Below are 24,391 nucleotides of genomic sequence, written 5' to 3'. Positions count from 1 at the left end.
CCGGTGAGTGACTCCGGCTTCGTCGACGAGGCCCCGTCCGGGGACGGCCGACCGCCGCGTCCGCGTCGCTCGGAGCGTCGTCCGGAGCGTCGCCCCGACCGCCCCACGGGCGCAGCCGACGACGGATCCGAACCGACCCGGGCCGTCACCACGACGCGGCGGCGTCGTAGCCTCGTGGTCGTCGGCTTCGTCGTGCTCGTCGTCGGGCTGATCGCCTTCGGCACCTGGGCCTGGTCGGGCCGTGTGCACGTCGACGACGTCGCCGCCTACGAGACCCTCGTCCAGCAGGTCGAGGAGCTCGACCACACGATGACGCCGCTCGGGCACAGCGAGATCCCGCCCTGTCGCGACGCCATCGACGGGACCGTGACCCGGGGCTACCCGCAGTCGACGGGTCCCCAAGCCGCCGAGCTCGTCGGCTACCTCGAGCAGACCGGGTGGGTGCGGCAGGGCTCCACCCTCCCCGTCTACGCGCACCTGACGCGGACGGACCAGGGCCACCTGCTCACGATCGACGTGCTGGCCCCGAGCGAGACCTCGCTCGTGGGGTCCCTGACGGCCCACAGTGCCGCCAGCCGCTTCGGCTGCCTCCTCCGCTGAGCCCGAACGGCCGCCCCGTCCCGCCCCCCGTCCCGCCTCACGGAGGCGGACGCGACGGACGCGTGACCGACGGCACGGGCCACATCGTGGGAATGGCGCGGCCCACGGCATACGCCAATGGGACGCTGGTGCACATGCGCGCGGTCACCCAGAGCAAGAAGCTGCAGAACGTCTGTTACGAGATCCGTGGCCCCGTCCTCGCCGAGGCCAAGCGGCTCGAGGACGAGGGGCACCGCATCCTCAAGCTCAACATCGGCAACCCGGCGCCGTTCGGCTTCGAGGCGCCCGAGGACATCCTCGTCGACGTCATCCAGGAGCTGCCGACGGCGCAGGGCTACAGCGACAGCAAGGGCATCCTCTCGGCCCGGCGGGCGGTCAAGCAGCACTACGAGCTGCGCGACTTCCCGGCCGTCGGCGTCGAGGACATCTACCTCGGCAACGGCGTCAGCGAGCTCATCGTCATGGCGATGCAGGGCCTGCTCGACAACGGCGACGAGGTGCTCATCCCGGCACCCGACTACCCGCTGTGGACCGCGGCTGCGAGCCTCGCCGGCGGCAACGCCGTCCACTACGTGTGCGACGAACAAGCCGGCTGGGCGCCCGACATCGACGACATCCGGAGCAAGGTCACCGACCGCACCCGCGCCATCGTCGTCATCAACCCCAACAACCCGACCGGCGCCGTCTACCCGCGCGAGGTGCTCGAGGCCATCGCGCAGGTCGCGCGTGAGCACGAGCTCATCGTCATGGCCGACGAGATCTACGACAAGATCCTCTACGAGGACGCGGCGCACACCTCGATCGCCTCGCTCGCCCCCGACCTGCTGTGCCTGACCTTCAACGGCCTGTCCAAGGCCTACCGGGTCGCCGGCTTCCGCTCCGGCTGGCTCGCGATCACCGGCCCCAAGGAGCATGCGCGCAACTACCTCGAGGGCCTCGACATCCTGGCCAACATGCGGCTGTGCGCCAACGTGCCCGCGCAGCACGCGATCCAGGTGGCGCTCGGCGGCTACCAGTCGATCAACGAGCTGATCCTGCCCGGCGGCCGGCTGCTCGAGCAGCGCAACGTCGCGTGGGAGATGCTCAACGCGATCCCCGGCGTCTCGGTGACCAAGCCGGAGGGAGCGCTCTACCTCTTCCCGCGGCTCGACCCGAAGGTCTACGACATCCGCGACGACCAGCGGTTCGCCCTCGACCTGCTGCGCGAGCAGAAGCTGCTCGTCGTGCACGGCACCGGTTTCAACTGGGCCACCCACGACCACTTCCGGATCGTCTTCCTCCCGCGGGTCGAGGACCTCGAGGACGCGATGGGTCGCCTCGAGAAGTTCCTCTCTACGTACTCCCAGTAGTCGCCGACGTCGCCGGGGCGCTCAGCGGGAGGCGGCCCACCACTTGAGGAGCAGGCCGATCACGACGCCCCAGACGACGGTGAGCAGCAGGCTGACCCCGACGGCGAGGAGCGCGAGCCTGCGGCCACCCGGCTCGCGGCGGGCCAGGCTGAGCCCTGCGAGCGCCAGACCGAGCAGCTGCGGGACGAAGGTGAACCCGAGGACGACGGCGGACAGCGACGCGACGACCGCGCCCCGGGCGAGCGGCGCCTCGGACGCCAGCCGCGCTGCCGTGGTGTCGCGGGGACGATCCGGCTCGCTCACGCGTTCAGGGTAACGATGAACGAGAGCACGTATGCCGTCCGGCCGGCCCCGCGAACCGCGCTCGCCGCCGGCGCGACCCTCCTCGTCACGCTGGCCCTCGCCGGGTGCGGTGGCTCCGACCCGACGCTGGCGGACCTGCCGGCCGGCGTCGCGAGCGCGAGGCCGAGCATCACCGCCGACGAGGCGAACTTCGTCCTGGCCGCGCAGAAGCTCGGCGCGGCGGTGACCGGGGCGACCGTCAACGACGACATCGAGACCGCGACGACGACCTGCTGGGCCCTGAAGAACAGCGGTGTCCAGCTGGGCCAGATCGCCGTGGACGACGACAACAAGCCGCTGACCAACACCGGCGAGGCGTTGCGGACGAAGCAGCTCATGGCTGCGGGCATCCAGACGTTCTGCCCCGACTACGACGGCCAGGTCTCCCAGCTCAAGCTGCCGTGACGCCGCCGCACACCGACGACCGTTGGTCGACGGCCCCGCACCCGACCGGTGTGTCGTGCGGCGTGTCGGGCCTCGCCGTCGAGCAATGGTCGTCCGCCGGCAGCCGGGCCGGCGCGGAATACCTCGACCGGCGTGGCCCGTTGGCACTCTCGTGAGTCCTGCCGCCAGAGCCCAGCTGAACATCCTCGACCTCGTGCCCGTTCTCGACGGCGGCACCGCCGGTGAGGCCATCGCCTCGACGGTCGACATCGCGCGCCACGCGGAGAAGTGGGGCTACCAGCGCTACTGGATGGCCGAGCACCACAACATGCGTGGCGTCGCGTCGAGCTCGACGGCGGTGCTCATCGGGCACGTCGCCGACCAGACCGAGACGATCCGTGTGGGCGCCGGAGGCATCATGCTGCCGAACCATGCGCCCTACGTCGTCGCCGAGCAGTTCGGCACGCTCGCGACGATCCACCCCGGCCGCATCGACCTCGGACTCGGGCGCGCCCCCGGCACCGACCCGTTCACGACGCGCGCGCTGCGCCGCAACGAGGCCGCCGCGATGAACTTCGCCGGCGAGGTCGAGGAGCTCATCGGCTACCTCGGCGACCCGGACCCCGACGCGAAGGTTCGGGCCATTCCGGGTGAGGGCACCCACGTGCCGATCTGGATCCTCGGCTCGAGCCACGGCGGCGCCCAGGTGGCCGCAGCCCTCGGCCTGCCCTACTCCTTCGCCTCGCACTTCGCGCCCGCAGCGCTCATGAGCGCGCTCGAGGTCTACCGGTCGCGGTTCACCCCGTCGACCGAGCCCGGCGGCCTCGACGCCCCGCGCACGATGGCCGGCGTCAACGTCATGGTCGCCGACACGACCGCCGAGGCGGAGCGCCTCTTCACGAGCGTGCTCCAGCGCTTCCACGGCATCGTCACCGGGCGCCGAGCCGGCCTGCCCGAGCCGCAGGGCGACATCGCGAGCCTCATGGGCACGTGGTCGCCGGCCGAGCGCCAAGCCGTGAGCGAGATGACCCGCGTCTCGCTCGTCGGCACGCCCGACGAGGTCCGCGACGGGCTCGCCGGCTTCGTCGAGGCGACCGGCGTCGACGAGGTCATCCTCACCTGCGGCGCCCACGACCACGAGGACCGGCTGCGCTCCTACGAGCTGCTCGCCGACGCGTGGAGCTGAGCCACGGACCCGGCGCCGTCGAGACCCGACCTCTGAGAGGCTGCACCCCATGACCGAGAGAGACCCGAAGGACCTGCGCCGCGTCACGCTGACCCGCGACAGCGTCGGCCGCTACACCGCGCGCAACGACCGAGGCGGCTCGATCACGCTCAGCTCCGGCACCGACGAGCTCTCGCCGGTCGAGCTGCTCCTCGCCGGCATCGCCGGCTGCACCGCCGTCGATGTCGACACCGTGACGACGCGCCGTGCCGAGCCCGAGCAGTTCGAGATCGAGGTGACGGCCGACAAGGTCAAGGACGAGCACGGCAACCACCTGCAGGACATCGAGGTGCGCTTCCGCGTCCGTTTCCCCGAGGGCGACGGTGGCGACGCTGCACGCGAGATGCTGCCCAAGCTCGTCAAGCGTTCGCACGACGAGTGGTGCACGGTGAGCCGCACCGTCGAGATGGGGACGCCGGTCACGACGACCGTCGAGTGAGCCGAGCGACCACGCCGTCGGCGACGCGACAACCCGCCACCGGGCGGGTTGTCGTGTCTCCCGGGTGATCCGCGACGCGACAGACCGCCATGTGGTCGGTTGTCGCGATGACGATGACGTATGCCGTTTGCCGGGGCCGCGCCGGATCGCATACGTCCGCGGTGGACGGGTCAGCTCGGGGGCAACCGGCGCACGGTGAGGATCTGCTCGGCGCGGCCCACGGGTCCGCGCTCGTCGTGCAGCGTCGTCGAGGTGAGTCCGAGCCCGGTCGGTCCCATGGTCACGCGGGTGTCGAAGCCGATCCAGCCGCGGACCGGCTCGCGGAAGAGGTGCACGCTGAGGTCGACGTTGGGGAACATCCACTCACGGGGCGAGACGCGCACGGCGATGCCGTTCGCCGTGTCGGCGAGTCGCACGAGATCTGCTGTGGGAGAGCAGGTCTCGCCGTCGAGGAGCGGGTTGAGTGCCCGGATCCAGGCGCGCGTCCGACCGGGTCGGCGCTCCGGGTCGACGCGGAACTCGAGGCCCTCGATGTAGCCGCCCTCCCACGTGTCTGCTCCGGTCCACGGCTGCATGACGTCGGGAGCGGGGATCGCCTCGAGCTCCACGCCGGCCACCGGCTCGGAGTCGTGTGCGGCGAGCCGCCACGCGTGAGCTCGCACGACCGGGCGGTCGTCGACGACGAGCGTCGCCTCGACGAGCTCGATGGTGCGCCCCGGCCGGGTCGTGCGCACCTCGACCCGGCTCGGCCGCGCCGGGATCATGCCGAGGATGTCGAAGGAGATCCGGGCGAGCTGCATGCCCTCGCGGGGCTCGTGCAGGTCGATCTCGTGAGCGAGGATGCCGCTGACCGGCGCCATGTGCTGCTCGTCGTCGCGCCACGCGCCCTGCACGTGGACGGTGGGTGCATAGAGTCCTGGGCCGAGCCGGCGGTAGAAGGCAGGAGTGTCGCCGTCGAGCGCGAAGGCGGTGCTGTCACGGGTGTCGCTGGTCACGCGACCACCCTAGGCAGACGGTGCAGCGTCCCGTGAAGCGCCACCGCCGGGCCCGTCGGAGAGCCCCAGCCCGAGGTCGACCATGCGGACCAGGCGCGGGGCGAGCTCGTCGACGGCGCCCGGCGGGAGGTCGCGCAGCGGCCCCTCGAGCGCGAGCATGGCCATGCCGTGCACGGCGGACCAGGCGAGCAGCTCGGCTCCCGGGCGTTCGCGCTCGGACATGACTCCCGCGTCGACCATGGCGTCGAGGGAGTCGGACAGCAGCTGGAAGGGAGTGCGGCCACCCTCGCCGGCAGCCTCGGCCGATGCGGCCCGGCTGAGGTCGACGGGAACCGCGAAGGCCGCGCGGAACAGGCCCGGCTCATCCATGGCGAAGCGCAGGTAGCCGACGCCGACCGCACGGAAGCGGGCTCGCGCCCGCGGGCCGGCGTCGAGGTCGTCGGGAACTCCGTTCATCGTGGCGCTGATGACATCGGCGGCGCGGGCCTGGGCCCGGGAGACGACCTCGCCGAGGAGCGCGTCGCGGTCCGCGAAGTGGCGGTAGGCCGCATTGGCCGAGACGCCGACGCGGCGGGTCGCCTCACGCAGGATGACCTTGTCGGGACCGCCCTCGCGGGCGAGATCCGTGCCGGCCTCGAGCAGGGCGCGGCGCAGGTCGCCGTGGTGGTAGGTCGCCCGGGCAGCAGGGGTGTCACGGGCGTCGGACGCATCGCGCGCCGCGCTCGTCGTCGGCTCGGCGTCGGAGGCGGCGTCGGAGGCGGCGTCGGAGGCGGCGTCGGAGGCGGCGTCGGAGGCGGCGTCGGAGGCGGCGGACCGGGTCACAGGCCCATCATGCTCCGGGGTGCCGCGACGGACGCCACCCGACCCCGGGCCGGACATCGGTGTCGCGCTCAGAAGCCGAAGCGTCGGGCCGTACTGCGCACGGCCTCGGCGGAGGCCCGCAGGCCCGACAGCTCCTCGTCGGTCATCGGCACCTCGATGCGGTCGCCGACCCCGCCGGCATGGACGATCGCCGGGACCGAGAGGCAGACGTCGCTGATGCCGTAGTAGTCGTCGAGCAGGGACGAGACGGGCAGGATGCGGCGCTCATCGTAGAGCACCGCCTCGATGACCCGCGTCGCCGCGAGGCCGATCGCGTAGTTCGTGGCGCCCTTGCCCTCGATGACCCGGTAGGCCGATTGCACGACGTCGGTCGCGATGCGGCTGCGGGCCTCCTCGTCGAGCGCGATGCGCCCGTCCGGGGTGCGCCACTGGAGCAGCGGCACCGAGCCGATCGAGGCGGACGACCACAGCGGCAGCTCGGAGTCGCCGTGCTCGCCGATGACGTAGGCGTGCACGCTCTGGGCCGCGACGCCGGTGTGCTCGGCGAGCAGGAAGCGCAGCCGGGACGAGTCGAGGACCGTGCCCGAGCCGAAGAGCCGCTCCGGGGGGAGCCCGGACACCTGGAGCGCGGCATACGTCACGACGTCGACCGGGTTGGTGACGATGAGGTGGACGGCGTCGGGGGCGACTTCGACGAGTCGGGGCAGGATCGCCCGCATGATGCCGATGGTCGACTCGGCGAGATCGAGGCGGGACTGGCCGGGCTTCTGCTTGGCACCGGCCGTGAAGACGATGACGTCGGAGTCGGCGAGGACCTCGATGTCGTCCGAGCCGCTGACGTGTGCCATCGGGACGAACTGGATGCCGTGGCTGAGGTCGAGCGCCTCGGCGTGGACCTTGGCGGCGTTGACGTCGAAGAGCGCGACGTTCTTGGCGACGCCACGCATCAAGGCGGCATACGCCAGGGTCGCGCCGACGGCGCCCGCCCCGACGATCCCCAGCTTGGTGGTGCGGCGGCGTGTCCCGTCTCCCGGTGCCTGGGCGGTCATGGTCCGGTCCTCCGTCGCTCGTCGTCCGAACTGGCTGTCGGGCTGGTGCTGCCCACGCTAGCGGCGGTCCGGCGCGCCGCGTGTGACGATGGGGTCGTGGACCTGCCCGGCGATGCCCTCCCGCTGCCGGCCGGCTACCCGGTGCAGCCCCCGCCGCTCCGGCCACCCGTGGTCTTCGACCAGGTGTGGCGCGACCTGACCTTCGTGCACTGGCCGGTCGACCCCGGCTCCGTGCGCCACCTCTTCCCGGCGGGGACGCGGCCGGACGTCTTCGTCGACGGCCTCACCTACGTCGCCCTCGTCCCGTTCGTCATGGACGGCATACGCCTCGGGCGGGCGCCGTCGCCGCGCCTGCCGTGGCTGGGCAGCTTCCTCGAGACGAACATCCGGCTCTACTCCGTCGACGACGCCGGCCGCCACGGCGTGCTCTTCCGGTCCCTCGAGACCGAACGCGTGGCCGTGGTGGCGGCGGCGCGCGCCGGCCTCGGGATCCCGTACACGTGGGCGCGGATGCGGCTGCGCCGCGACGGCGACCTCGTCACGTACGAGAGCCGTCGGCGCGCCCCGTCCCGCGGCCTGCGCAGCCTGCTCACCGTCCGCGTCGGCGAACGGGTCGAGCCCACGCCGCTCGAGACGTGGCTCACCGCGCGCTGGGGCGCCCACACCCGGGTCGTCGGGCGCACGCTGTGGGTCCCCAACGAGCACGAGGCGTGGCCGTTGTATGCCGCGGGCGTCGTCGATCTCGCCGACGACCTCCTCGGGGCGAGCGGTGTCACCCCCTCCGGGCCCCGGCTGCGGGCGCTGTGGTCGCCCGGGGTGGCCACGCGCTTCGGGCGTCCGTCCCGCGTGGCCTGACCGGAGGGCCGGCCCCTAGGCGAAGAGCTCGCGCAGGCAGGCCTCGAACATCGTCGTGTGCGCGTCGACGTCGGCGGCCGTCGTGGCCGGGCTCATGAGCGCCATGTTGTGGAACGGCGTCAGGAGGATGCCGCGGTTCAGGGCGTACAGGTGGAGGTACTGCTGCAGCTCGAAGTCGTCGGCATCGTGCGCCTCCTGCCCGTCGTGCGACGGGCGGCCGGAGAAGTTGTACTCGGCCCGGGCGCCGAGCCGGGTCACGTGCCAGGCGGCACCGACGGCGTCGATCCCCGCCTGCACGCCGTCGGCCCACGCGTCGGCGAGCGGGACCATGTGCTCGAAGGCGGCCGGCGTCATGACCTGCTCGAGGGTGGCCTTCATCGCCGCCATCGACAGGCCGTTGCCGGCGAGCGTGCCGCCGATGCCGCCCACGTCGATGTCCTCCAGCTCGACCGACCGGGCGATCCGGTCGGCGAGGTCCTGACTGAAACCGAAGGTGCCGCAGGGGATTCCGCCGCCGATGGACTTGCCGATGACGAGCATGTCGGGAGCAAGTCCGTGCGTTCCGGTGTAGCCGCCCGGGCCGGCGCAGATGGTGTGCGTCTCGTCGTTGATGAGCAGCGCGCCGTAGCGCGTCGCGAGCTCGCGGACCCCCTCGTTGTAGCCGGCGTCGGGCAGGACGATGCCGATGTTCGTCAGTGCGGGCTCGACGAGGATCGCGGCGACGTCGCCGTGCGCGAGGGCCCGCTCGAGCGCCTCGAGGTCGTTGAACTCGACGACCCGCGTGGTCTCCGACGTGGCGACCGGGGCGCCGATGTTGCCGGGCCGGTCCACGGTCGACCCCTCCGGACCCAATGTCGCGAACGCCTCGTCGACCGAGCCGTGGTAGCACCAGTTGTGCACGACGACCTTGCTGCGGCCGGTCAGGTGCCGGGCGTAGCGGATGGCGTGCCGGTTGGCGTCGGTGGCGGTCAGCGTGAACTGCCAGTAGGGCAGGCCGAAGCGCTCGGCCAGACCCGTCGACACCTCGATCGCGTCCTCGGTGGGCAGCATCGTCGTGATCCCGCGTGAGAGCTGTCGGGTCACGGCTTCGACGGTGGGTGCGGGGGAGTGGCCCATCATCGCGCCGGTGTCGCCGAGGCAGAGGTCGACGTGGTCGATGCCGTCGACACAGGTGAAGTGCGCGTCGGCCGCGCTCTCGACGAAGACGGGGAAGTCGCCGGGCCACTTGACCATCCAGCTCATCGGGACACCGCCCGGCATGTGCTCCGCGGCCTGCTCGGCGAGGGCTCGGGACCTCGGCCGGGCGGCGGTGAAGGCGGCGCGTTCGCGGGCGTGCAGCTCGGCCAGGCGGGCGCGGTCGACGGTCCTCATGACCGCATCATGCCGTGCCCGGGCGCACGGCGGAAGTCACGGTCCGAACCTCGTCGCACCACGGATTCCGTAGGTCCTTGATGCCGATTCAAGTGAAACGGCATGGACGGCCGGGTCGTCTCGAGGGCCGCGCAGGTGGCATGATCCCGGCCATGACCCCGAGCGGTTACCGCGGACTCAGCCTCTGGCACGACACGATCGACGACATCGAGCCACGTCCCGCGCTGGCCACCGACCTCGAGGTGGACGTCGCCGTCGTCGGCGCGGGCTACACGGGCCTCTGGACGGCATACCACCTCGTCACGTCGGACCCGACGATCCGGGTGGCCGTCATCGAGAAGGAGGTCGCCGGCTTCGGCGCGTCCGGTCGCAACGGTGGTTGGTGCTCGGCGCTGTTTCCCGCCTCGCTCACGCGGATGGCGGCCGAGGGCGGCCGCGACGCGGCGGTGCGGATGCAGCACCTGCTGCACGACACGGTGGCCGACGTCGGACGGATCGCCTCCGCGGAGGGCATCGACTGCCACTTCGACCAGGGCGGCTACCTCGCCGTCGCGCGCAACCCGGCGCAGCTCGAACGGGTCCGGGGGGAGGTTGCCGACCATCGTCGGTGGGGCTTCGGCGAGGAGGACCACCGGCTCCTCGACGCCCACGAGGTCACGGCGATCGCCGGCGTCCGCGATGCCCTCGGCGGCTCGTTCACGCCCCACTGTGCGGCGATCCACCCCGCTCGGCTGGTCCGCGGCCTGGCCGACGCCGTCGAGCGGCGGGGCGTCGTCATCCACGAGCGCACCGCCGCGGTCGACGTGGGCAGCCGACGAGTCGTCACGGCACACGGCACCGTCCGAGCGGAGCACGTCGTCCTCGCGACCGAGGGCTACACGCCGACCGTCGCGGGCCGGCGCCGGGCCATCGCGCCGATCTATTCGCTCATGACGGCGACGGAGCCGCTGCCGCACGCCACCTGGGCTCAGATCGGACTGGAGAACCGCACGACGTTCGCCGACAACCGGCACCTGACGATCTACGGGCAACGCACCCGTGACGGACGGATCGCCTTCGGCGGCAGGGGTGCTCCCTACCACTACGCCTCGAAGGTGTCGCCGCGCTTCGACCGAGACGAGCGCGTGCACGCAGCCCTGCAGCGGATCCTGCTCGAGCTCTTTCCCGTCCTCGAGGGCGTCACGTTCAGCCACGCCTGGGGCGGCAACCTCGGTGTGCCTCGCGACTGGTTCCCCTCCGTGCGACACGACCGGCACACCGGGCTGGCGTTCGCCGGTGGCTACGTCGGCGACGGTGTGGCGACCTCGGCGCTGGCGGGCCGCACGCTGGCCGCGATGATCCGCGGCGACGACCCCGACGACCTCGCCTCACTTCCCTGGGCCGGGCGCACGTCACGCAACTGGGAGCCGGAGCCGCTGCGGTGGCTCGGGGTCAACGCCGTCACCGCCCTCATGACGTCAGCCGACTGGTCCGAGCGCCGCACCGGCCGCCCGTCGCGCGCGGCCTCGGCTTTCTGGGCCGCCTTGGGCCAGTAGGGGATCCGTCCACCGGTCGCGTATGCCGTGTCGGCGGACTCGTCGGGCGCTGCGTGCGCATGTCGAATGAGGTGCAGAGCCATGCGGTCAACCTAGAGCGGGTCCGTGCCACCAATGGCCCCCATCACGCGACTCGATGTCCCACCCTTGGTCGGGGACCCTGTCGTATTCGCCCCTTGCCGTTCGTGGTTCCAGTGACCGCACACCACCATGACCCGGAGGGCCAGACACATGAAGCTCCTGCTGACTGACAGTGGAGTCACGAACCCGAGCATCCACGCGGCACTCGTCGGGATGCTGGACAGGCCGATCGCCGAGTCGCGGGCCCTGTGCATCCCCACTGCGATGTACGGACACCCCATGGCAGGCCCCGGCACCAGGGCCTGGCAGTTCATCAGCGGGACGTCCGAGAACCCCATGGTCGACCTGGGCTGGAAGTCCGTCGGGGTGCTGGAGCTGACCGCGCTGCCCAGCCTCGACGCAGACCGCTGGGTGCCCCTCGTCGAGGAGGCGGACGTCCTGCTCGTCGCCGGCGGGGACGTCCTCTACCTGGCCTACTGGATGCGGCAGTCGGGGCTGACCGACCTGCTGCCGTCGCTGGAGAAGACGGTGTGGGTGGGGCTGAGCGCCGGGAGCATGGTGATGACCCCCGAGGTCGGCGAGGACTTCATCCAGTGGCGGCCACCGACCGGTGACGTCAGCACCCTGGGCCTCGTCGACTTCTCGATCTTCCCGCACGTCGCTCCCGAGGGCATGCCGGGCAACACCATGGCCGAGGCTGAGAGCTGGATCCAGGGCATCTCCGGTCCGGCGTACATCACCGACGGGCAGACGGCCATCGCGGTCGTGGACGGCGTGGTCGAGGTGATCTCCGAAGGGACGTGGCAGCTCATGACGCGTGACGCTGCCGCCAGCGCTGGCCACTGAGCGGTGGCAGATCAGCCAGGCCGCCCCACGGCACACGGCACGCCTCCGTCACCGCGCCGTGTGCCGGGTGTACGCGCCGTCCGTCAGCACCGGCACGACGTCCGATGCGTCGAGCTCTGCAGCGACCGCCACGTCGTCCGGCCACCCCTGCTCGACTAGCTCCCGCCCGCTCGCGCAGGCGTGCAGCGCCTCGCCGATCCTGTCCTCGACGGCGAGCCACGCCGCTCCCGCGGCCTCGGCCTCGGGGCTGAGGAGCAGCGGGCCGCCGCGGTGCTCGAGCCGCTCGGCCAGCGCCGCGACGACGGAGCCGGCGCCCCAGAGATCCTCCACGGCCGGGCGCAGCGAGTCGTCGGGCCAGCGCTCGCCGGCCGGGACCACGACCACGGCCGGCTGGGCGCGGGCGCCGCTCGATGACTCGAGCCAGTCCACGAGCCAGGCCGCGACCGCAGCACGGTTGCGCAGCGAGGCCGCCACGACCTCGGCGCCAGCCTCGGCGAGGACGGCGCTGATCGTCGAGCCGTTCGGGGAGGGCAGCACGAGGTCACTGATGCCGCGGGCCGCGCGGATCGAGGCCGGTGACAGGCTGACCCCGCCATCGACCCGCGTCGCGGAGCGCGGCCGGGCGAGCGTGGCGCCCCGCTCGTCGGCGAACACCGGCGCCGACTCGTCCTTCCAGCGGAAGGGATGCACGCGGATGCCAGCATCGACGGCGACCGAGACGCACGTCGTGAAGCTGAGGACGTCGACGACGACCGCGCAGACGGGCGATCCTGCCGCGACGGCATACGCCGTCAATGCCTCGGCCGCGCCCGGACCCCAGTCGAGGCGGACCACGTGGCGGTCCTGCGAGTGCCAAGGCTTCATGGTCCCCAACCTACGGCTGGGCGCGCGAGGTCCCGGAGACGACGGACGTCGGTGCCGTCGTGGACGTCGTGGACGTCGTGGACGTCGAGGACGTCGGCGACGTCGGCGACGGGCCCGGGGGCGGCTGGAGGCGCAGATCACCCGCCTCGTGCAGCGTCACGAAGCCGCCGATGACCAGCAGTGCGGACGCCGTCAGGGTCACCACCGCGGCGCGCCGCGATCCGCTGACCGCGGTATCGGTGCGCTGTCCCATGTGCCCCTTTCGTCGGCCCGGCGACCCGTACCTTACGCCCCGTTGGCAATAGCGGACGTCGGAAGAGGCGGTGGCATCAGCGGGCGTCGAGCTCGCGCACGAGGTTCTTCGGGGCCGTGAGGCGATACGACGCGTCGACGATCTCGGACACCTCCAGCCAGTCGACGTCCTCCGGGCTGCCGCAGGCGCGCAGGTCCAGCCCCACCCAGCCTGAGGGGCCCAGGTAGGCAGGATCGTAGAACCGCTCGTCCCCGAGCAGCGCCGGTCGCTCGGCGGAATCGGGCAGCACGATGACCGACTGTCGGTGCGGCTCCGGGTCGTGGTCGCCCTTCACCGTGCCGCCGTACGTCACGAAGACCTTCGAGGTGAAGAAGGTCGGGCGTCCGTGCGACACCTTCTCGTCGGCGCCGGGAAGGGCGAGGCAGATCTCGCGGACCCGCTGGAGGTAGGGGTCGGTGCCGTCGAACATCTGCGGATGGTCCATGAGGCCACCGTAGGCGCGAGTCAGGCGCTGCAGGCGCCTCCGCAGCCACCGGCGCCGCAGCCACCACCGCAGCCGCCGGCCACGACGGGCTCGGGCACCTCGTGACGGGTGGCCCAGGCCGTGTCGAGCGCTTGCGTGAAGACCTCGACAGGCTGGGCGCCCGAGACGCCGTACTTGCGGTCGAGGACGAAGAACGGCACCGACTCGATGCCGAGCATCTTGGCCGTCGCCTCGTCGCTGCGGACGTGGTTGCCGTAGTCGTCCGACTCGAGCATCGCGCGCACGACGCCCTCGTCGAGGCCGATCTCGGCGGCGAGACGCACGAGCACGTCGCGGTCGCCGACCGCGAGGCCGTCGGTGAAGTAGGCCCTCATGAGCCGCTCGTGGGCGGCGTCGGCGAGGCCGTGCTCCGCCGCGAGATGGACGACGCGGTGCGCGTCGAAGGTGTTGCCGTAGCGGGCCTGCTCCCAGTTGAAGTCCAGGCCCAGCTCCGCCGCGGCCTGAGCCATGGACCGGTGCTGCGCGACCGCCTGGTCCCGGGTCGTGCCGTACTTGGCGGCGACGAGGTCGACGAGGGGGAGGTCGGACACGGGCGCTGCGCCGCGGTCGAGCTCGAAGCTGTGCCACGTCACCTCGACGTCGTCGGCGTGCTCGAACTGCGCCAGCGCAGCCTCGAGACGACGCTTGCCGAGGTAGCAGAACGGGCACACGATGTCGGACCAGATGTCGATCTTCACGGTCGTGCAACCTACCCGGGCGCGTCCGTGTTCCCCGCATCGCGCGAGGTGCTCGTCACCCCCGGATGCGAGGGCGTATGCCGTTCAGCTCGCTCGTGCGACCCGGTGCAGGATCGCCGTGGCGGACTCCGCGTCGCGGGTCTCGGGCAGCCAGTGTCCTGCGTCGAGCTCGACGAACTCGTAGTCGGCACCGACGTGCTCGCGGGTCAGCTCGGCGGCGGTGCGGCCGAGGAACGGGTCGCGGGAGCCCCAGACGTAGGTCGTCGGCACCTCGACGCGGTGTGCCCCGACACCCGAGTGCCGGGCCGCCCGGTACCAGTTGACCGGCCCGGTGAGGGCGTCGGCGTGGGCCAGCCGGACGGCATACCTCCTCCGGTCCTCCGCCGGCAGCCCGCTGCGGTTCAGGAGGGAGTGGAAGGTGGCTGCCACCGCGTGCTCGGGGACCCACGGCACCTGGAAGGCGGCCATGTACCAGGACCTCCGCTTCTGGTCGATGCCGGTTTTCCAAGCCCGCGACATGGCGGCCGGGTGAGGGGTCGACAGGACGGTCAGGGACGCGGTGCGGGTCGGCTGGTTGCCCGCGACCAGCCAGGCGATGGCGCCACCCCAGTCGTGGCCGACGAGGTGGACCCGCTCGCGGCCGGTCGCGTCGATGAGCGCGAGGACGTCGGCGACGAGCTCGTCGAGGCGGTAGGCGTCACGGTCGGACGGCCGCGCCCCGGGGGAGTAGCCGCGCTGGTCGGGGGCGAGGGTGCGCAGCCCGGCCTCGTGCAGCCGCGTGGCGACCCGGTCCCAGCTCGTCCGGTCGGTGGGGAAGCCGTGGAGCAGCACGACGACGTCGCCGCCCAGTGGGCCCTCGTCGGACACGTCGAAGCGCAGCCCGTCCCGGCTGAAGGTCGTGATCCGTTCGTCGAGCGATGCCATGCCCCCATCCTGCCCGGCGTGCCGGGGCCACGTCCGGTCAGGGACGTCCCCTAAGTGGCAATCCCGAGGCGGCGCCACATGGGCGCGACCTACTGTTGGAGTCATGCCCGAGGTTTCCGACCAGCGCATCCAGCCCGGCGCCGGCCGGGTCTGGTGGCACCTGTCGCGGACCGGGCTGCTCTTCGGCGCCGCCTACTTCCTCACCTCGACCGCCCCGAGCCTGCTCCCACGGACGTGGTACTACCAGGGCCTCATCAGCGGGCTGTGCGCGGCGGCCGGCTACGGGCTCGGCGTACTCGTCGCCTGGGTCGTCCGGCGGGTGGCCCGGCTCATCGACCTGCGCGTCACCGTCGGCGTCGAGGCCAGGCACTGGCTGCTCGTCGCCGCGCCGGTCTTCGGTGCGGTTGCCGTCCTCGGGCTGACCGTGGCCAACGTGCGGTCCCAGGCGCGCACGGCGGCTGTCGTCCGGCTGGCCCCGCTCGACCCCCTCGACTGGGCGATGGCGCTCGCGCTCGCCGCCGTCGTCGCGGTGCTCTTCCTCGCCGTCGCCCGGGGGCTGCGGGGGGCGACGCACCAGCTGGCGCAGGCGGCGGGCCACGTGCTCCCCAAGACGATCGCGACGGTCATCGCGGTCCTCGTCGTCGCGCTGGCCACGGCGTGGGTCACCGACAGCGTCCTCTTCCACCGCGGCATGCAGGCCTTCGCGGGGATCGCGGCGCAGGTCAACACCGCCCCGACCGGCCGGACGGCACCGACCTCGCCACTGCGTTCCGGGGGCCCGGGCTCGCTCGAGCCCTGGGACAGCCTCGGCTACCAGGGCCAGATGTTCGTCACGAACGCACCGACGGCGGCGCAGATCACCGCGGCCACGGACCGCGGCGCCATCGAGCCGATCCGGGTCTATGCCGGACGCACCGGGGACCGGACGGTCGCCGGTGTCGCCGACGCCGTCGTCGCGGAGCTCCAGCGCACCAAGGCCTTCAACCGTCGGGTGCTCGCCGTCTTCACGACGACGGGCACGGGCTGGGTCGACGACTGGTCGGCGCAGTCGATCGAGTACCTCAGCAACGGCGACAGCGCCATCGCGGCCATGCAGTACTCCTACCTGCCGAGCGCCATGTCGATGATGACCGACCGTGACACCCCGCGCGAGGCGGGCCAGGCGCTTTTCGACAAGGTGTATGCCGTGTGGCGCACGCTGCCCGCCGACCACCGCCCGCAGCTCGTCGTCGGCGGCGAGTCGCTCGGGGCCTACGGCGGGCAGGCGGCGTTCGCGAACGCCGACGACATGCTGGCTCGCGCGCAGGGCGGCGTGTGGGTGGGCACCCCGAGCTTCACCGACATCGCCGCGTCGCTGACGGCGCGGCGCAACGAGGGCTCGCCCGAGATCGTGCCGGTCGTCGACGCCGGCCTGCACATCCGCTTCGCGGCGAGCGGTGACCAGCTGACCCACGACTCCTACGGCCGCGACTACGGCGCGTGGGACTTCCCGCGCTTCGTCTACGCCCAGCACGCCTCCGACCCCGTCGTGTGGTGGAACCCGGCCCTGCTCGGCGCCGAGCCCGACTGGCTCCGGGAGCCGCGCGGCCCCGACGTCAACCCCGACATCACGTGGATCCCGTTCGTCACGTTCTGGCAGCTGACCACCGACATGGCTGTCGGTCACGACCCGCCGGACGGGTACGGCCATCGCTACGGACCCGAGCTCGTGCCGGCCTGGGGCTCGGTGCTCGGCGGCTCGCCGACCGACGACTACTCACGGCTCGTCGCGGGCATCGAGAGGACCGTCAACCGCGTCGAGTGACGCGGCGTGACCAACGCCTACGCTCGAGCCGTGCCAGCGCAGCGTTTCCACGGGCAGATCGCCGGTGTCGGGTCGTCCTCCGGCGTCCGGGTGGTCGTCGGGTCGTGGACCCGGACTCCGCTAGGCCCGTTCGGCGACGCCATGGTCGAGACGGCCGACGGCCACCGGGTGCTCGTCGCACCGAGCCGCGAGGTGGCGGCGTTCATCGAGGCGACCTACGCCTTCGACGAGGTGCGTCTCGAGCCGATCACCGTGACCTCCGGCCGGACGAGCTGGCACGTCGAGTCCCCGTCGCTGCTGCTCGACCTCACGGTCGGTGGGCGTCTGCCGCTCGGCCGGCTGCTGCGGGCCGTGCCCGTGCGCGTTGCGTCGAGCCCGGTCTGGGCGACCGTCGTGGACCCGGTCGCGGATCGTGCTGCGGGGCGTACGGACCCGCGGCACAGCGCTCGCGGGGCGTCGGGAGTACTACGGCGCCACCGACCTGCACGCCGTGACGGCCCTCGCCGGCAGCTTCGACAGCCAGCCCCTGGGCGCGCTCGCCGCCGTCGACCCGCCGTGCCGGTTCGGCTTCTCGTCGACGCCGCCCCGTCCCTCCGTCACGAGCGTGGTGACGACGGTGGTCACGGACGCGGCCGCCCGCGGGACTCAGACCGGGGCGGACCCGAACCGGGCCACGTAGTGCCAGACCCGCTTGAGGGACTGCTCGTCGTGCCGGCCCTCGCGTGACGCCGCGCCGATGAGCTGTGGTGTGACGACCCCGTCCTCGGCGAGCGACTCGCCGAGGGCGACGAACTCGGGGCCGCGGTAGTCCGGGTGGGCGCGCAGGGTCGCGACGTCGAGGCGGTAGCCCGGGTGCCACTCGACGGGGACGCCGAGTCGGAGTGCCTCGGACTCGACCTCGGTGCCGCGGTAGCCGGGGTCGAGCACGATCGCCTCGACGTTGGTGGCGAGGTGGAGCACGCCGTGGACGTGGGCCTCGACGTAGTCGTCGAGGAGGTCGTGCCCGGCCTCCCGGGCCATCTCACCGAGTGCGAAAGCCGTTGCCGTGCCGAAGTGCTCGGGCTCGAAGACGCTGTCGGGGAAGCAGAAGGTCGTGCGCTCGAGGGTGTGCGCGGCGAGGCGCACGTGGGCTGACCCGAAGCGTGGTGCGGCGCCGTACGGACGGCGGTCCAGGTCGAGACCGCCGTACTTGGGGCGGAGCGCCGGCTCGACGTCGTCGTAGGCGCCCCCGAAGATCCGGCTCTCCCAGCGCCACCGGTCGCCGCCGGGGTGGGCCGTCAGCCCGCCATTGCTCGTGCCGGTCTCGAACTGGGAACGGTAGATGCCGTCCCGTGCCATCAGCGCGAGGATCGGCTCACCGCGCACGAGCCGGTCCGGGTGGAAGTTCAGCGTGACGCGCAGCGTCGGGTCGAGGGGCGGCCCCGACGAGAGCCCGCGCACGTGCGCCAGGGCGCGGCGGACGGCATACGCACGCTCGGTGGTCGGGTCGGCGGTCACGCGGTGATTCTCACAGCCGCGGGGCGGCTTCGCGTCCGCGATGGCCGTCCGAGCGGGTAGGACTGGGGAATGGGCACCATGATCGACTTCCCCGAGCACGACCTCACCGCATACCGCGCCGACCCGAGCGGAGAGCCGCGCGGCGCGGTCGTCGTCATCCAGGAGATCTGGGGCCTGGCCGACCACATCAAGGACGTCACCGACCGCGTCGCCGCGCAGGGCTACGTCGCCGTGGCGCCCGACCTGCTCGGCCACGTCGGGCTGACGCCCGAGGTCGGGGCCCGCATCTTCGACCTCATGTTCAGCTCGTCGGAGGAGGACCGTCTCGCTGCGCAGCCGCAGATGCGCGCGGCGACGACGCCGGCGCGGCAGCCCGAGTTCGCGGCCTGGGCGGTGCCGGCCCTGCGGGCGGTCGTGGACCTGCTCGTCGACGAGCCGGGTGTGGCGGGTCGGGTGGGCGTCGTCGGCTTCTGCTTCGGGGGGACGTATGCGTTCGCCCTGGCGGCCGCCGACCCGCGGCTTCGTGCGGCCGTGCCCTTCTACGGCAACTTCCCGGAGAACGCCGACCCTGCCACCATCAGCTGCCCCGTCCTGGCCTTCTACGGCGAGGAGGACCACGGCATCACCGACGGCGTCCCGGAGCTGGAGTCCCGCATGGAGCAGGCCGGTGTCGATTTCACGGCGAGGGTCTACCACGGCGTCGGGCACGCCTTCTTCAACGACACCTCGCCGTCGAAGTACAACGCCGAGGTCGCAGCCGACGCGTGGGAGCGAACGCTCGCCTTCTTCGACGAGCACGTGACGCCGTGAACGCCGGCGCCGTGGGATCAGACGACCCGGGCCCACTCGTCCTGGGCCCGATGCTGCGCTACATCGGCGAGACCGACGCGACGGTGTGGGTCGAGACGTCCAGGCCCGGGGTCGTGACCGTCCACGCCGACGGCCGCGAATGGGCGGCTCCGACCTTTGCCGTCAAGGGGCACCACTACGCCCTCGTCGTCGTCGACGCCCTCGAGCCGGGCGGGGCCTGGGACTACGCGGTGCACATCGACGGAGCGCTCGTCTGGCCGGAGCCGGACAGCGCGTTCCCGCCTCCGCGCATCGCCACCATCGACCGCGACCGACCGACCCGGCTGCTCTTCGGCTCGTGCCGCACGACGGTGCCGCACGACCGGGAGGGCCACCGCACCAACGGGGTCGACGCCCTGCGCACCCTGGCGCTCGCCCTCGCCCGCGGCGAGGAGGAGTGGCCCGACCTCGTGGCGTTCCTCGGCGACCAGGTCTACGCCGACGACACGTCGCAGGCGATGCGCGAGTTCATCGCCGCGCGCCGAGACATCGACAAGCCTCCCGGCGAGGAGATCAAGGACTACGAGGAGTACGCCCACCTCTACCAGCTGGCGTGGGGCGACGAGGCCAACCGCTGGCTGCTGTCCACCGTGCCCAGCTGCATGATCTTCGACGACCACGACATCCGCGACGACTGGAACACGTCATGGACGTGGCACGAGGAGATCAACCGCACCTCGTGGTGGCACGAGCGCCTCATGGGTGGGCTGTCCTCGTACTGGGTCTACCAGCACATCGGCAACCTCTCGCCGTCGCAGCTCGCCGACGACGAGATCTACGCCCGGGTGCTCGAGGCGGCCTCCGGTGCGTCCGGCGACGCCCGGGCCGAGGGGAGTGAGCTCGACCTGACCGAGGCCGTCTTCGACCTGGCGCGTCGGACCGACCGGCACCCCGAGGTCTACCGCTGGAGCTATCGCCGCGACCTCGGCGACAGCCGTCTCGTGGTCGTCGACTCCCGAGCGGCCCGGGTCCTCGAGCCACAGCACCGCTCGATGCTCGACCCCGACGAGATGCGCTGGCTCGACGAGCAGCTGAGCGGCGACGTCGAGCACCTGCTCATCGGCACGTCGCTGCCGTTCCTGCTCCCGCCCGGACTGCACGACCTCGAGGCCATCGACGAGGCGCTCGCCATGGGCAAGCACGGACGCATCGTCGCCCAAGGTGCCGAGAAGGCCCGCCAGTCGATCGACCTCGAGCACTGGGCGGCCTTCAACGACGGTTTCGTCGAGGTCTTCGAGATGGTCATGCAGGTCGCGCGCGGAGAGCGCGGCCCAGCACCGTCGAGCGTCGTCTTCCTCTCCGGCGACGTCCACAACTCCTACGTCGCCGAGGTCGTCGACGCGAGGGCGCGTCACGGGGCGAGCTCGCGCATCGTCCAGGCGGTCTGCTCACCGATCCGCAACCCGATGCCGCGGATGGTCCGGGTCATGATGTCGTCGTTCGCGCGCGGGCTCGTGCGGCCCATGAGGTTCGTGGCCGAGCACTCGAAGCACGTCCCCGAGCCCGCCTACCCCTGGGCGGTCACCGACGGGCCGTGGTTCGACAACTGCCTCGCCGAGCTGACCGTCCAGGGCCGGGACCTCTCGATCGTCTGGCGCGGCGGAGAGATCCGTGACGGCGACGACGCGCACCCGGTGCTGACCACGGTGGCCAGCGTGCGCCTTCCCGGACCGAGCGGGCAGCCGCCGGGGGCGCTCGGGTGGGCCAGGGGCAACTCCGCGGGGTCGGTCAGCTGACTCGGACGAGCAGGATGCGGTCGTCACCGGGACCCGGGCTCTGGCGGCCGTCGCGGTTGCTCGTGGTCACGAGCAGGGTGTCCGGCCCCACCGCGAGCACGCTGCGCAGCCGGCCGTAACGGCCGACGAGGAAGTCCTGCGGCGCCGCAGCCGTGGCGGTCCCGTCGAGCGGGATGCGCCAGAGGCGTTGCCCGCGCAGAGCGGCCATCCACACCGATCCCTGCGCGATCGCGATGCCGCTCGGGGAGTCCTCGGGTGGTCCCCACTGCGCGACCGGCCCGGTGATGCCGGGAACGTTCGTGCGGCCCTCGGTCTGCGGCCACCCGTAGTTGCGTCCGGGCCGGACGAGGTTGAGCTCGTCCTCGCTGTGGTCCCCGAACTCGGAGGCCCACAGGCGCCCGGCCGCGTCCCACGCGATGCCCTGGACGTTGCGGTGCCCGTAGGACCAGACGAGGGTGCCGAAGGGGTTGCCCGGGGCGGGGCGCCCCGCCGTCGTCATGCGCAGGATCTTGCCGCCGAGCGAGCTCTTGTCCTGCGCGAGCGCCGGCTGCTGCGCCTCCCCCGTCGTCGCGTAGAGGTAGCCGTCGGGACCGAAGGCGATGCGGCCGCCGTTGTGGTGAACGTTGTGCGGGATGCCCGAGACGAGCACCCGGGGCGTGCCGAGCTGCTGGCCCGCCGGTTTGGTCGCGTCCCACGGGATCGCGGCGATCCGGTTGTCGCCCGCGGTCGAGAAGTACGCGTAGACGAGTCGTTGGCGCGCGAAGCTGGGCGACACGGCGATGCCGAGCAGGCCGGCCTCGCCCTGCTGGGAGACGTTGGAGACGACCCCGGGCACCGTGCCGACCTGGGTGAGGAGGGCTCTCGCCACGTCGAGGCGGTAGATGCGGTAGCTGTCGCGCGCCGAGACGAGCACCGTGCCGTCGGGCAGGTGGGCCAGACCCCACGGGACGTCGATGCCCGTGGCCACGGTGCGCACGACGGTCGCGGTCCCGCTGGCCCTGCCGGGGGTCGAGCTGGGTGACCGGCTCGGGGCGGGCGCGGGCGCGGGCGTGGTCGGGGTCGGGGCGGCGATGCGCTGCGTCGCGACTGGGGCCGAGCTGCCGGCCGCCGACGCCGACGGCGAGGCCGCCGACGGCGGAGCCGTCGGAGCGGTCCGGCTCGAACCGGTGGCGGAGCTCGCGTCGACGCCCCCGCTCGTCGAGGCCGAGCACCCGGCGACCGTGACCAGCCCGAGCGACAGCAGCGCTGCTGCAGCCGTGCCCGCGCCTCGTCCCATCGCGCACCTCCAGTGTGCCGCCGTGGGCCGACGCTACGCGGCCTCCCTGTGGAGCGGGTCCAGAAGGCTTCTCGTCGGGCCCGCGCCGGGTGCATGCTGGTCTGGATGCCGCTCGCCGTGCCATGGTGCCGGACCTCACGAAGGCTCCGCGGCGGATCACGGCGATGACGCGGTGCTGCCGCCGTATCACGACCTTCACGAATCACACTGAAGAATCAGCAGCCAACAGGACTCCCGCGGGAGGTGACCATGGCACGCCGACTCATCGGCAGCACGCGCGCTGGGCGGGTGCTCGCGATTGCTGCTTGCAGCCTGGTCCTCGCCACCGGGTGCACCCAGGCGGTGACGCCGCCGCCCGTTCGGGCAACCGGGGGATCAGATTCCGTCCAGGGCACCGAGTCCGTCACGCAACCACCTACCAGCGCCGACGGAGCCGGTGGTGGTGGTGGGGGTGTGGGGACCGGCGCCAGCGGCGGGGGAGCCGGGAACGGCGGAAGCGGCGGGAGCGGCGGAAGCGGCGCTAGCGGCGCTAGCGGCGGGGGAGCCGCGGACGGCGGGGGCGGCGGGAACCAGGCCGCAGGTTCGCCGATCGACGTCCCGACGATCCCGGAGAAGCACCAGTCCATGGAGGGGCTTCGTGGCACGATCGAGAGCCTTTTCATCGACAAGTGCGGCGGTCAGGACCTCTGCGTGACGCTCGCGTACGGCACCGGCGCGTGCTTCGTCGGCTACGCGCCGGCCGCCCGGGCACCGCGAGGGTCGACGGTCCGGGTGCTCACCGAGTCGCAGGAGGACTGCGACCGAGCCAACGGCCTGGACGGATCCGGATCGGCTACGGACGGAACGACCCAGGGTTCCACCCCCTCCACGGACGTCCCGAGCCCTGGATCGTCGGCTCCCCAGACGGACGTCCCGAGCCCCGGGACAACTGGCTCGGGGGCGAACGGCGGCTCGCAGGGCAACGGACAGCCCGATGGCTCATCAGGGTGAGTCGGAGGACCAGGCGGACATCGAACCCACGCCGGCGGGAACGGCATCCAACCCCCTGCAGGAGCTGCCCACCATCCTGAAGGTCTTCGGCAAGGTGGTCGCTCCGGCGACGCTCATCACCGCCCTGCTCATCTTCTTCGGCTGGTCGCGCACGACGGCCCTCTTCGGCTGGTTCGGGATCGACCCGACGTCGCTCGGCTTCTCGAGCACCGACTACCTCCTGACGAGCCAGGACGGGCTCTTCGTGCCGGGTGTGGTCATCGCGCTCCTCGTCCTCGTGATGACGTGGGTGCTGGGCCTGGTGCGCCGCTCGGGTCGCAGCTCGTTCGTCCGAGCCCCCTGGGTGGCACCCGCCGCCGCCGTGCTCGGAGCCGTGCTCGCCACGAACGGCGTGCTCGGGATCTTCGGTCGCGGACTGCTCGCCGGCAGCCTCGCGGTCGCCCCGCTGTGCCTCGTGGTGGGCGTCACGCTCCTCAGCGTGGCCGGGCACACCGTCCACGCGGAACGCCTCAGCTACTCGGGCGGCGCCGGGATCGCCGAGCTCACGACCCTCACGATCGTCATGGCCATGGCTCTCTTCTGGGCGGCCGGCGACTACTCGGCGGCCGTCGGCCGCGAGCGCGCGGCGGAGCTGGCCGGCTCGCTCGACGAACGTGCGCAGGTCGTCCTCTACAGCGACAAGGCCCTGGGCATCACCGCGGCAGGTGTTCAGACCCTGCGCTGCGGCGGGGAGTCCACGGCATACCGGTATCGCTACTCGGGGCTGGTGCTCCTGCTCAACTCGAACGGGCAGTACGTCTTCCTGCCGACGGGGTGGAACCGGCGGACGGGGAGCGCGATCGCGGTGCCGAAGAGCGACCAGATCCGCCTCGACTACCGCAGCGCCGGATCCCGCCCAGACAGCCTGCCGACGTCGTGCCGACGGCTCCGCGGGAACAATGTCCCCACGCCCGGAGTTGAGTCGAGTGAACGCAAGATTTGCGAGTCCTGTTTTGACAATCACGCCAGGACCGGAGCAAATTGAGCGAGGACCTGGTTTCACCAGACCACCAGCAACAGACGATCTCCACCTAGATCTCCCAAG

General features: G+C 72.2%; 25 protein-coding genes. 13 read left to right on the top strand and 12 right to left on the bottom strand.

Annotated elements, in window-relative coordinates; genetic code table 11:
* Window positions 1–3: 3 nt before the first annotated feature.
* The gene (locus AC1DIW_RS07830) at window positions 4–600 is read left to right on the top strand and encodes a hypothetical protein (protein ID WP_478107175.1); all 597 of its coding nucleotides are present in this window, start codon (window positions 4–6) and stop codon (window positions 598–600) included.
* Between the two features lie 134 nt (window positions 601–734).
* Entirely contained in the window at window positions 735–1,949 is a 1,215-nt protein-coding gene (locus tag AC1DIW_RS07825) for a pyridoxal phosphate-dependent aminotransferase (RefSeq protein ID WP_478107741.1), read from the top strand.
* A gap of 21 nt (window positions 1,950–1,970) precedes the next feature.
* Here AC1DIW_RS07825 and AC1DIW_RS07820 read toward each other — a convergent pair whose 3' ends face one another.
* On the bottom strand, window positions 1,971–2,252 hold the full coding sequence (locus AC1DIW_RS07820) for a hypothetical protein (RefSeq protein ID WP_478107173.1): 282 nt from the start codon (window positions 2,250–2,252) through the stop codon (window positions 1,971–1,973).
* A gap of 15 nt (window positions 2,253–2,267) precedes the next feature.
* Here AC1DIW_RS07820 and AC1DIW_RS07815 point away from each other — a divergent pair, with 15 nt between their 5' ends.
* From AC1DIW_RS07815 to AC1DIW_RS07805, 3 genes are all read left to right on the top strand, one after another.
* Window positions 2,268–2,696 (top strand): hypothetical protein, encoded by a 429-nt coding sequence (locus AC1DIW_RS07815; protein WP_478107171.1) that lies wholly within the window; start codon window positions 2,268–2,270, stop codon window positions 2,694–2,696.
* A 175-nt stretch (window positions 2,697–2,871) separates the two neighbouring features.
* On the top strand, window positions 2,872–3,861 hold the full coding sequence (locus AC1DIW_RS07810) for an LLM class flavin-dependent oxidoreductase (protein WP_478107739.1): 990 nt from the start codon (window positions 2,872–2,874) through the stop codon (window positions 3,859–3,861).
* A 49-nt stretch (window positions 3,862–3,910) separates the two neighbouring features.
* Complete coding sequence (locus AC1DIW_RS07805) at window positions 3,911–4,339, top strand: OsmC family protein (RefSeq protein WP_442277358.1); 429 nt, start codon at window positions 3,911–3,913, stop codon at window positions 4,337–4,339.
* 170 nt (window positions 4,340–4,509) lie between these two features.
* On the opposite strand, the gene AC1DIW_RS07800 is transcribed toward AC1DIW_RS07805, so the two are convergent.
* The 3 genes from AC1DIW_RS07800 to AC1DIW_RS07790 all read right to left on the bottom strand — a co-directional run bounded on the left by AC1DIW_RS07800 (window position 4,510) and on the right by AC1DIW_RS07790 (window position 7,205).
* Window positions 4,510–5,334 carry a thioesterase family protein gene (locus tag AC1DIW_RS07800; protein WP_442277357.1) on the bottom strand — a complete coding sequence of 275 codons (825 nt, stop codon included), beginning with the start codon at window positions 5,332–5,334 and terminating at the stop codon, window positions 4,510–4,512.
* Window positions 5,335–5,343: 9 nt separating this feature from the next.
* Window positions 5,344–6,156, bottom strand: coding sequence for a TetR/AcrR family transcriptional regulator (locus tag AC1DIW_RS07795; RefSeq protein WP_478107169.1), 813 nt, complete (start codon window positions 6,154–6,156; stop codon window positions 5,344–5,346).
* Between the two features lie 68 nt (window positions 6,157–6,224).
* On the bottom strand, window positions 6,225–7,205 hold the full coding sequence (locus AC1DIW_RS07790; protein ID WP_478107167.1) for an L-lactate dehydrogenase: 981 nt from the start codon (window positions 7,203–7,205) through the stop codon (window positions 6,225–6,227).
* A gap of 96 nt (window positions 7,206–7,301) precedes the next feature.
* On the opposite strand from AC1DIW_RS07790, the gene AC1DIW_RS07785 reads away from it, so the two are divergent.
* The gene (locus tag AC1DIW_RS07785; RefSeq protein WP_478107165.1) at window positions 7,302–8,060 is read left to right on the top strand and encodes a YqjF family protein; all 759 of its coding nucleotides are present in this window, start codon (window positions 7,302–7,304) and stop codon (window positions 8,058–8,060) included.
* Between the two features lie 15 nt (window positions 8,061–8,075).
* Here the strand turns inward: AC1DIW_RS07785 and AC1DIW_RS07780 are convergent, their stop codons facing one another.
* On the bottom strand, window positions 8,076–9,431 hold the full coding sequence (locus AC1DIW_RS07780) for an aspartate aminotransferase family protein (protein ID WP_478107163.1): 1,356 nt from the start codon (window positions 9,429–9,431) through the stop codon (window positions 8,076–8,078).
* Between the two features lie 152 nt (window positions 9,432–9,583).
* Here AC1DIW_RS07780 and AC1DIW_RS07775 point away from each other — a divergent pair, with 152 nt between their 5' ends.
* Both AC1DIW_RS07775 and AC1DIW_RS07770 read left to right on the top strand, forming a co-directional pair.
* On the top strand, window positions 9,584–10,966 hold the full coding sequence (locus tag AC1DIW_RS07775) for an NAD(P)/FAD-dependent oxidoreductase (protein ID WP_478107161.1): 1,383 nt from the start codon (window positions 9,584–9,586) through the stop codon (window positions 10,964–10,966).
* Between the two features lie 231 nt (window positions 10,967–11,197).
* Window positions 11,198–11,893, top strand: a complete 696-nt coding sequence (locus AC1DIW_RS07770; protein WP_478107159.1) for a Type 1 glutamine amidotransferase-like domain-containing protein — start codon at window positions 11,198–11,200, stop codon at window positions 11,891–11,893.
* A gap of 48 nt (window positions 11,894–11,941) precedes the next feature.
* On the opposite strand, the gene AC1DIW_RS07765 is transcribed toward AC1DIW_RS07770, so the two are convergent.
* The 5 genes from AC1DIW_RS07765 to AC1DIW_RS07745 all read right to left on the bottom strand — a co-directional run bounded on the left by AC1DIW_RS07765 (window position 11,942) and on the right by AC1DIW_RS07745 (window position 15,155).
* A complete protein-coding gene (locus tag AC1DIW_RS07765) occupies window positions 11,942–12,757 on the bottom strand; it encodes a 2-phosphosulfolactate phosphatase (protein WP_478107157.1) in 816 nt (271 codons plus the stop codon).
* Between the two features lie 10 nt (window positions 12,758–12,767).
* Window positions 12,768–13,010 carry a hypothetical protein gene (locus AC1DIW_RS07760; RefSeq protein WP_478107155.1) on the bottom strand — a complete coding sequence of 81 codons (243 nt, stop codon included), beginning with the start codon at window positions 13,008–13,010 and terminating at the stop codon, window positions 12,768–12,770.
* Between the two features lie 76 nt (window positions 13,011–13,086).
* Window positions 13,087–13,494 (bottom strand): MmcQ/YjbR family DNA-binding protein, encoded by a 408-nt coding sequence (locus AC1DIW_RS07755; RefSeq protein ID WP_478107153.1) that lies wholly within the window; start codon window positions 13,492–13,494, stop codon window positions 13,087–13,089.
* A 20-nt stretch (window positions 13,495–13,514) separates the two neighbouring features.
* A complete protein-coding gene (locus AC1DIW_RS07750) occupies window positions 13,515–14,231 on the bottom strand; it encodes a DsbA family oxidoreductase (protein ID WP_478107151.1) in 717 nt (238 codons plus the stop codon).
* 84 nt (window positions 14,232–14,315) lie between these two features.
* The gene (locus tag AC1DIW_RS07745; protein WP_478107149.1) at window positions 14,316–15,155 is read right to left on the bottom strand and encodes an alpha/beta fold hydrolase; all 840 of its coding nucleotides are present in this window, start codon (window positions 15,153–15,155) and stop codon (window positions 14,316–14,318) included.
* A 103-nt stretch (window positions 15,156–15,258) separates the two neighbouring features.
* Between AC1DIW_RS07745 and AC1DIW_RS07740 the strand changes: the two genes are divergently transcribed.
* Window positions 15,259–16,959 (top strand): alpha/beta hydrolase, encoded by a 1,701-nt coding sequence (locus AC1DIW_RS07740; RefSeq protein WP_442277346.1) that lies wholly within the window; start codon window positions 15,259–15,261, stop codon window positions 16,957–16,959.
* 30 nt (window positions 16,960–16,989) lie between these two features.
* Window positions 16,990–17,685, top strand: a complete 696-nt coding sequence (locus AC1DIW_RS07735) for a hypothetical protein (protein ID WP_478107147.1) — start codon at window positions 16,990–16,992, stop codon at window positions 17,683–17,685.
* Here the strand turns inward: AC1DIW_RS07735 and AC1DIW_RS07730 are convergent.
* Window positions 17,605–18,456, bottom strand: a complete 852-nt coding sequence (locus tag AC1DIW_RS07730; RefSeq protein WP_478107145.1) for a DUF3626 domain-containing protein — start codon at window positions 18,454–18,456, stop codon at window positions 17,605–17,607. The two genes, AC1DIW_RS07735 and AC1DIW_RS07730, sit on opposite strands and share 81 nt — an antisense overlap.
* A gap of 69 nt (window positions 18,457–18,525) precedes the next feature.
* Here AC1DIW_RS07730 and AC1DIW_RS07725 point away from each other — a divergent pair, with 69 nt between their 5' ends.
* Together AC1DIW_RS07725 and AC1DIW_RS07720 are read left to right on the top strand one after the other, a co-directional pair.
* Complete coding sequence (locus AC1DIW_RS07725) at window positions 18,526–19,266, top strand: dienelactone hydrolase family protein (RefSeq protein WP_442277343.1); 741 nt, start codon at window positions 18,526–18,528, stop codon at window positions 19,264–19,266.
* Window positions 19,267–19,277: 11 nt separating this feature from the next.
* Entirely contained in the window at window positions 19,278–21,041 is a 1,764-nt protein-coding gene (locus AC1DIW_RS07720; protein ID WP_478107143.1) for an alkaline phosphatase D family protein, read from the top strand.
* Here the strand turns inward: AC1DIW_RS07720 and AC1DIW_RS07715 are convergent.
* On the bottom strand, window positions 21,034–22,317 hold the full coding sequence (locus tag AC1DIW_RS07715; RefSeq protein WP_478107141.1) for a PQQ-dependent sugar dehydrogenase: 1,284 nt from the start codon (window positions 22,315–22,317) through the stop codon (window positions 21,034–21,036). The genes AC1DIW_RS07720 and AC1DIW_RS07715 overlap by 8 nt on opposite strands.
* A gap of 973 nt (window positions 22,318–23,290) precedes the next feature.
* Between AC1DIW_RS07715 and AC1DIW_RS07710 the strand changes: the two genes are divergently transcribed.
* The gene (locus tag AC1DIW_RS07710; RefSeq protein WP_478107139.1) at window positions 23,291–24,331 is read left to right on the top strand and encodes a hypothetical protein; all 1,041 of its coding nucleotides are present in this window, start codon (window positions 23,291–23,293) and stop codon (window positions 24,329–24,331) included.
* The last annotated feature ends 60 nt before the right edge of the window (window positions 24,332–24,391 follow it).

Source organism: Terrabacter sp. 01T434 (assembly GCF_056398545.1).
The sequence above is the reverse complement of the archived record's forward strand: the minus strand, read 5'-3'. Positions and strand labels throughout refer to the sequence as shown.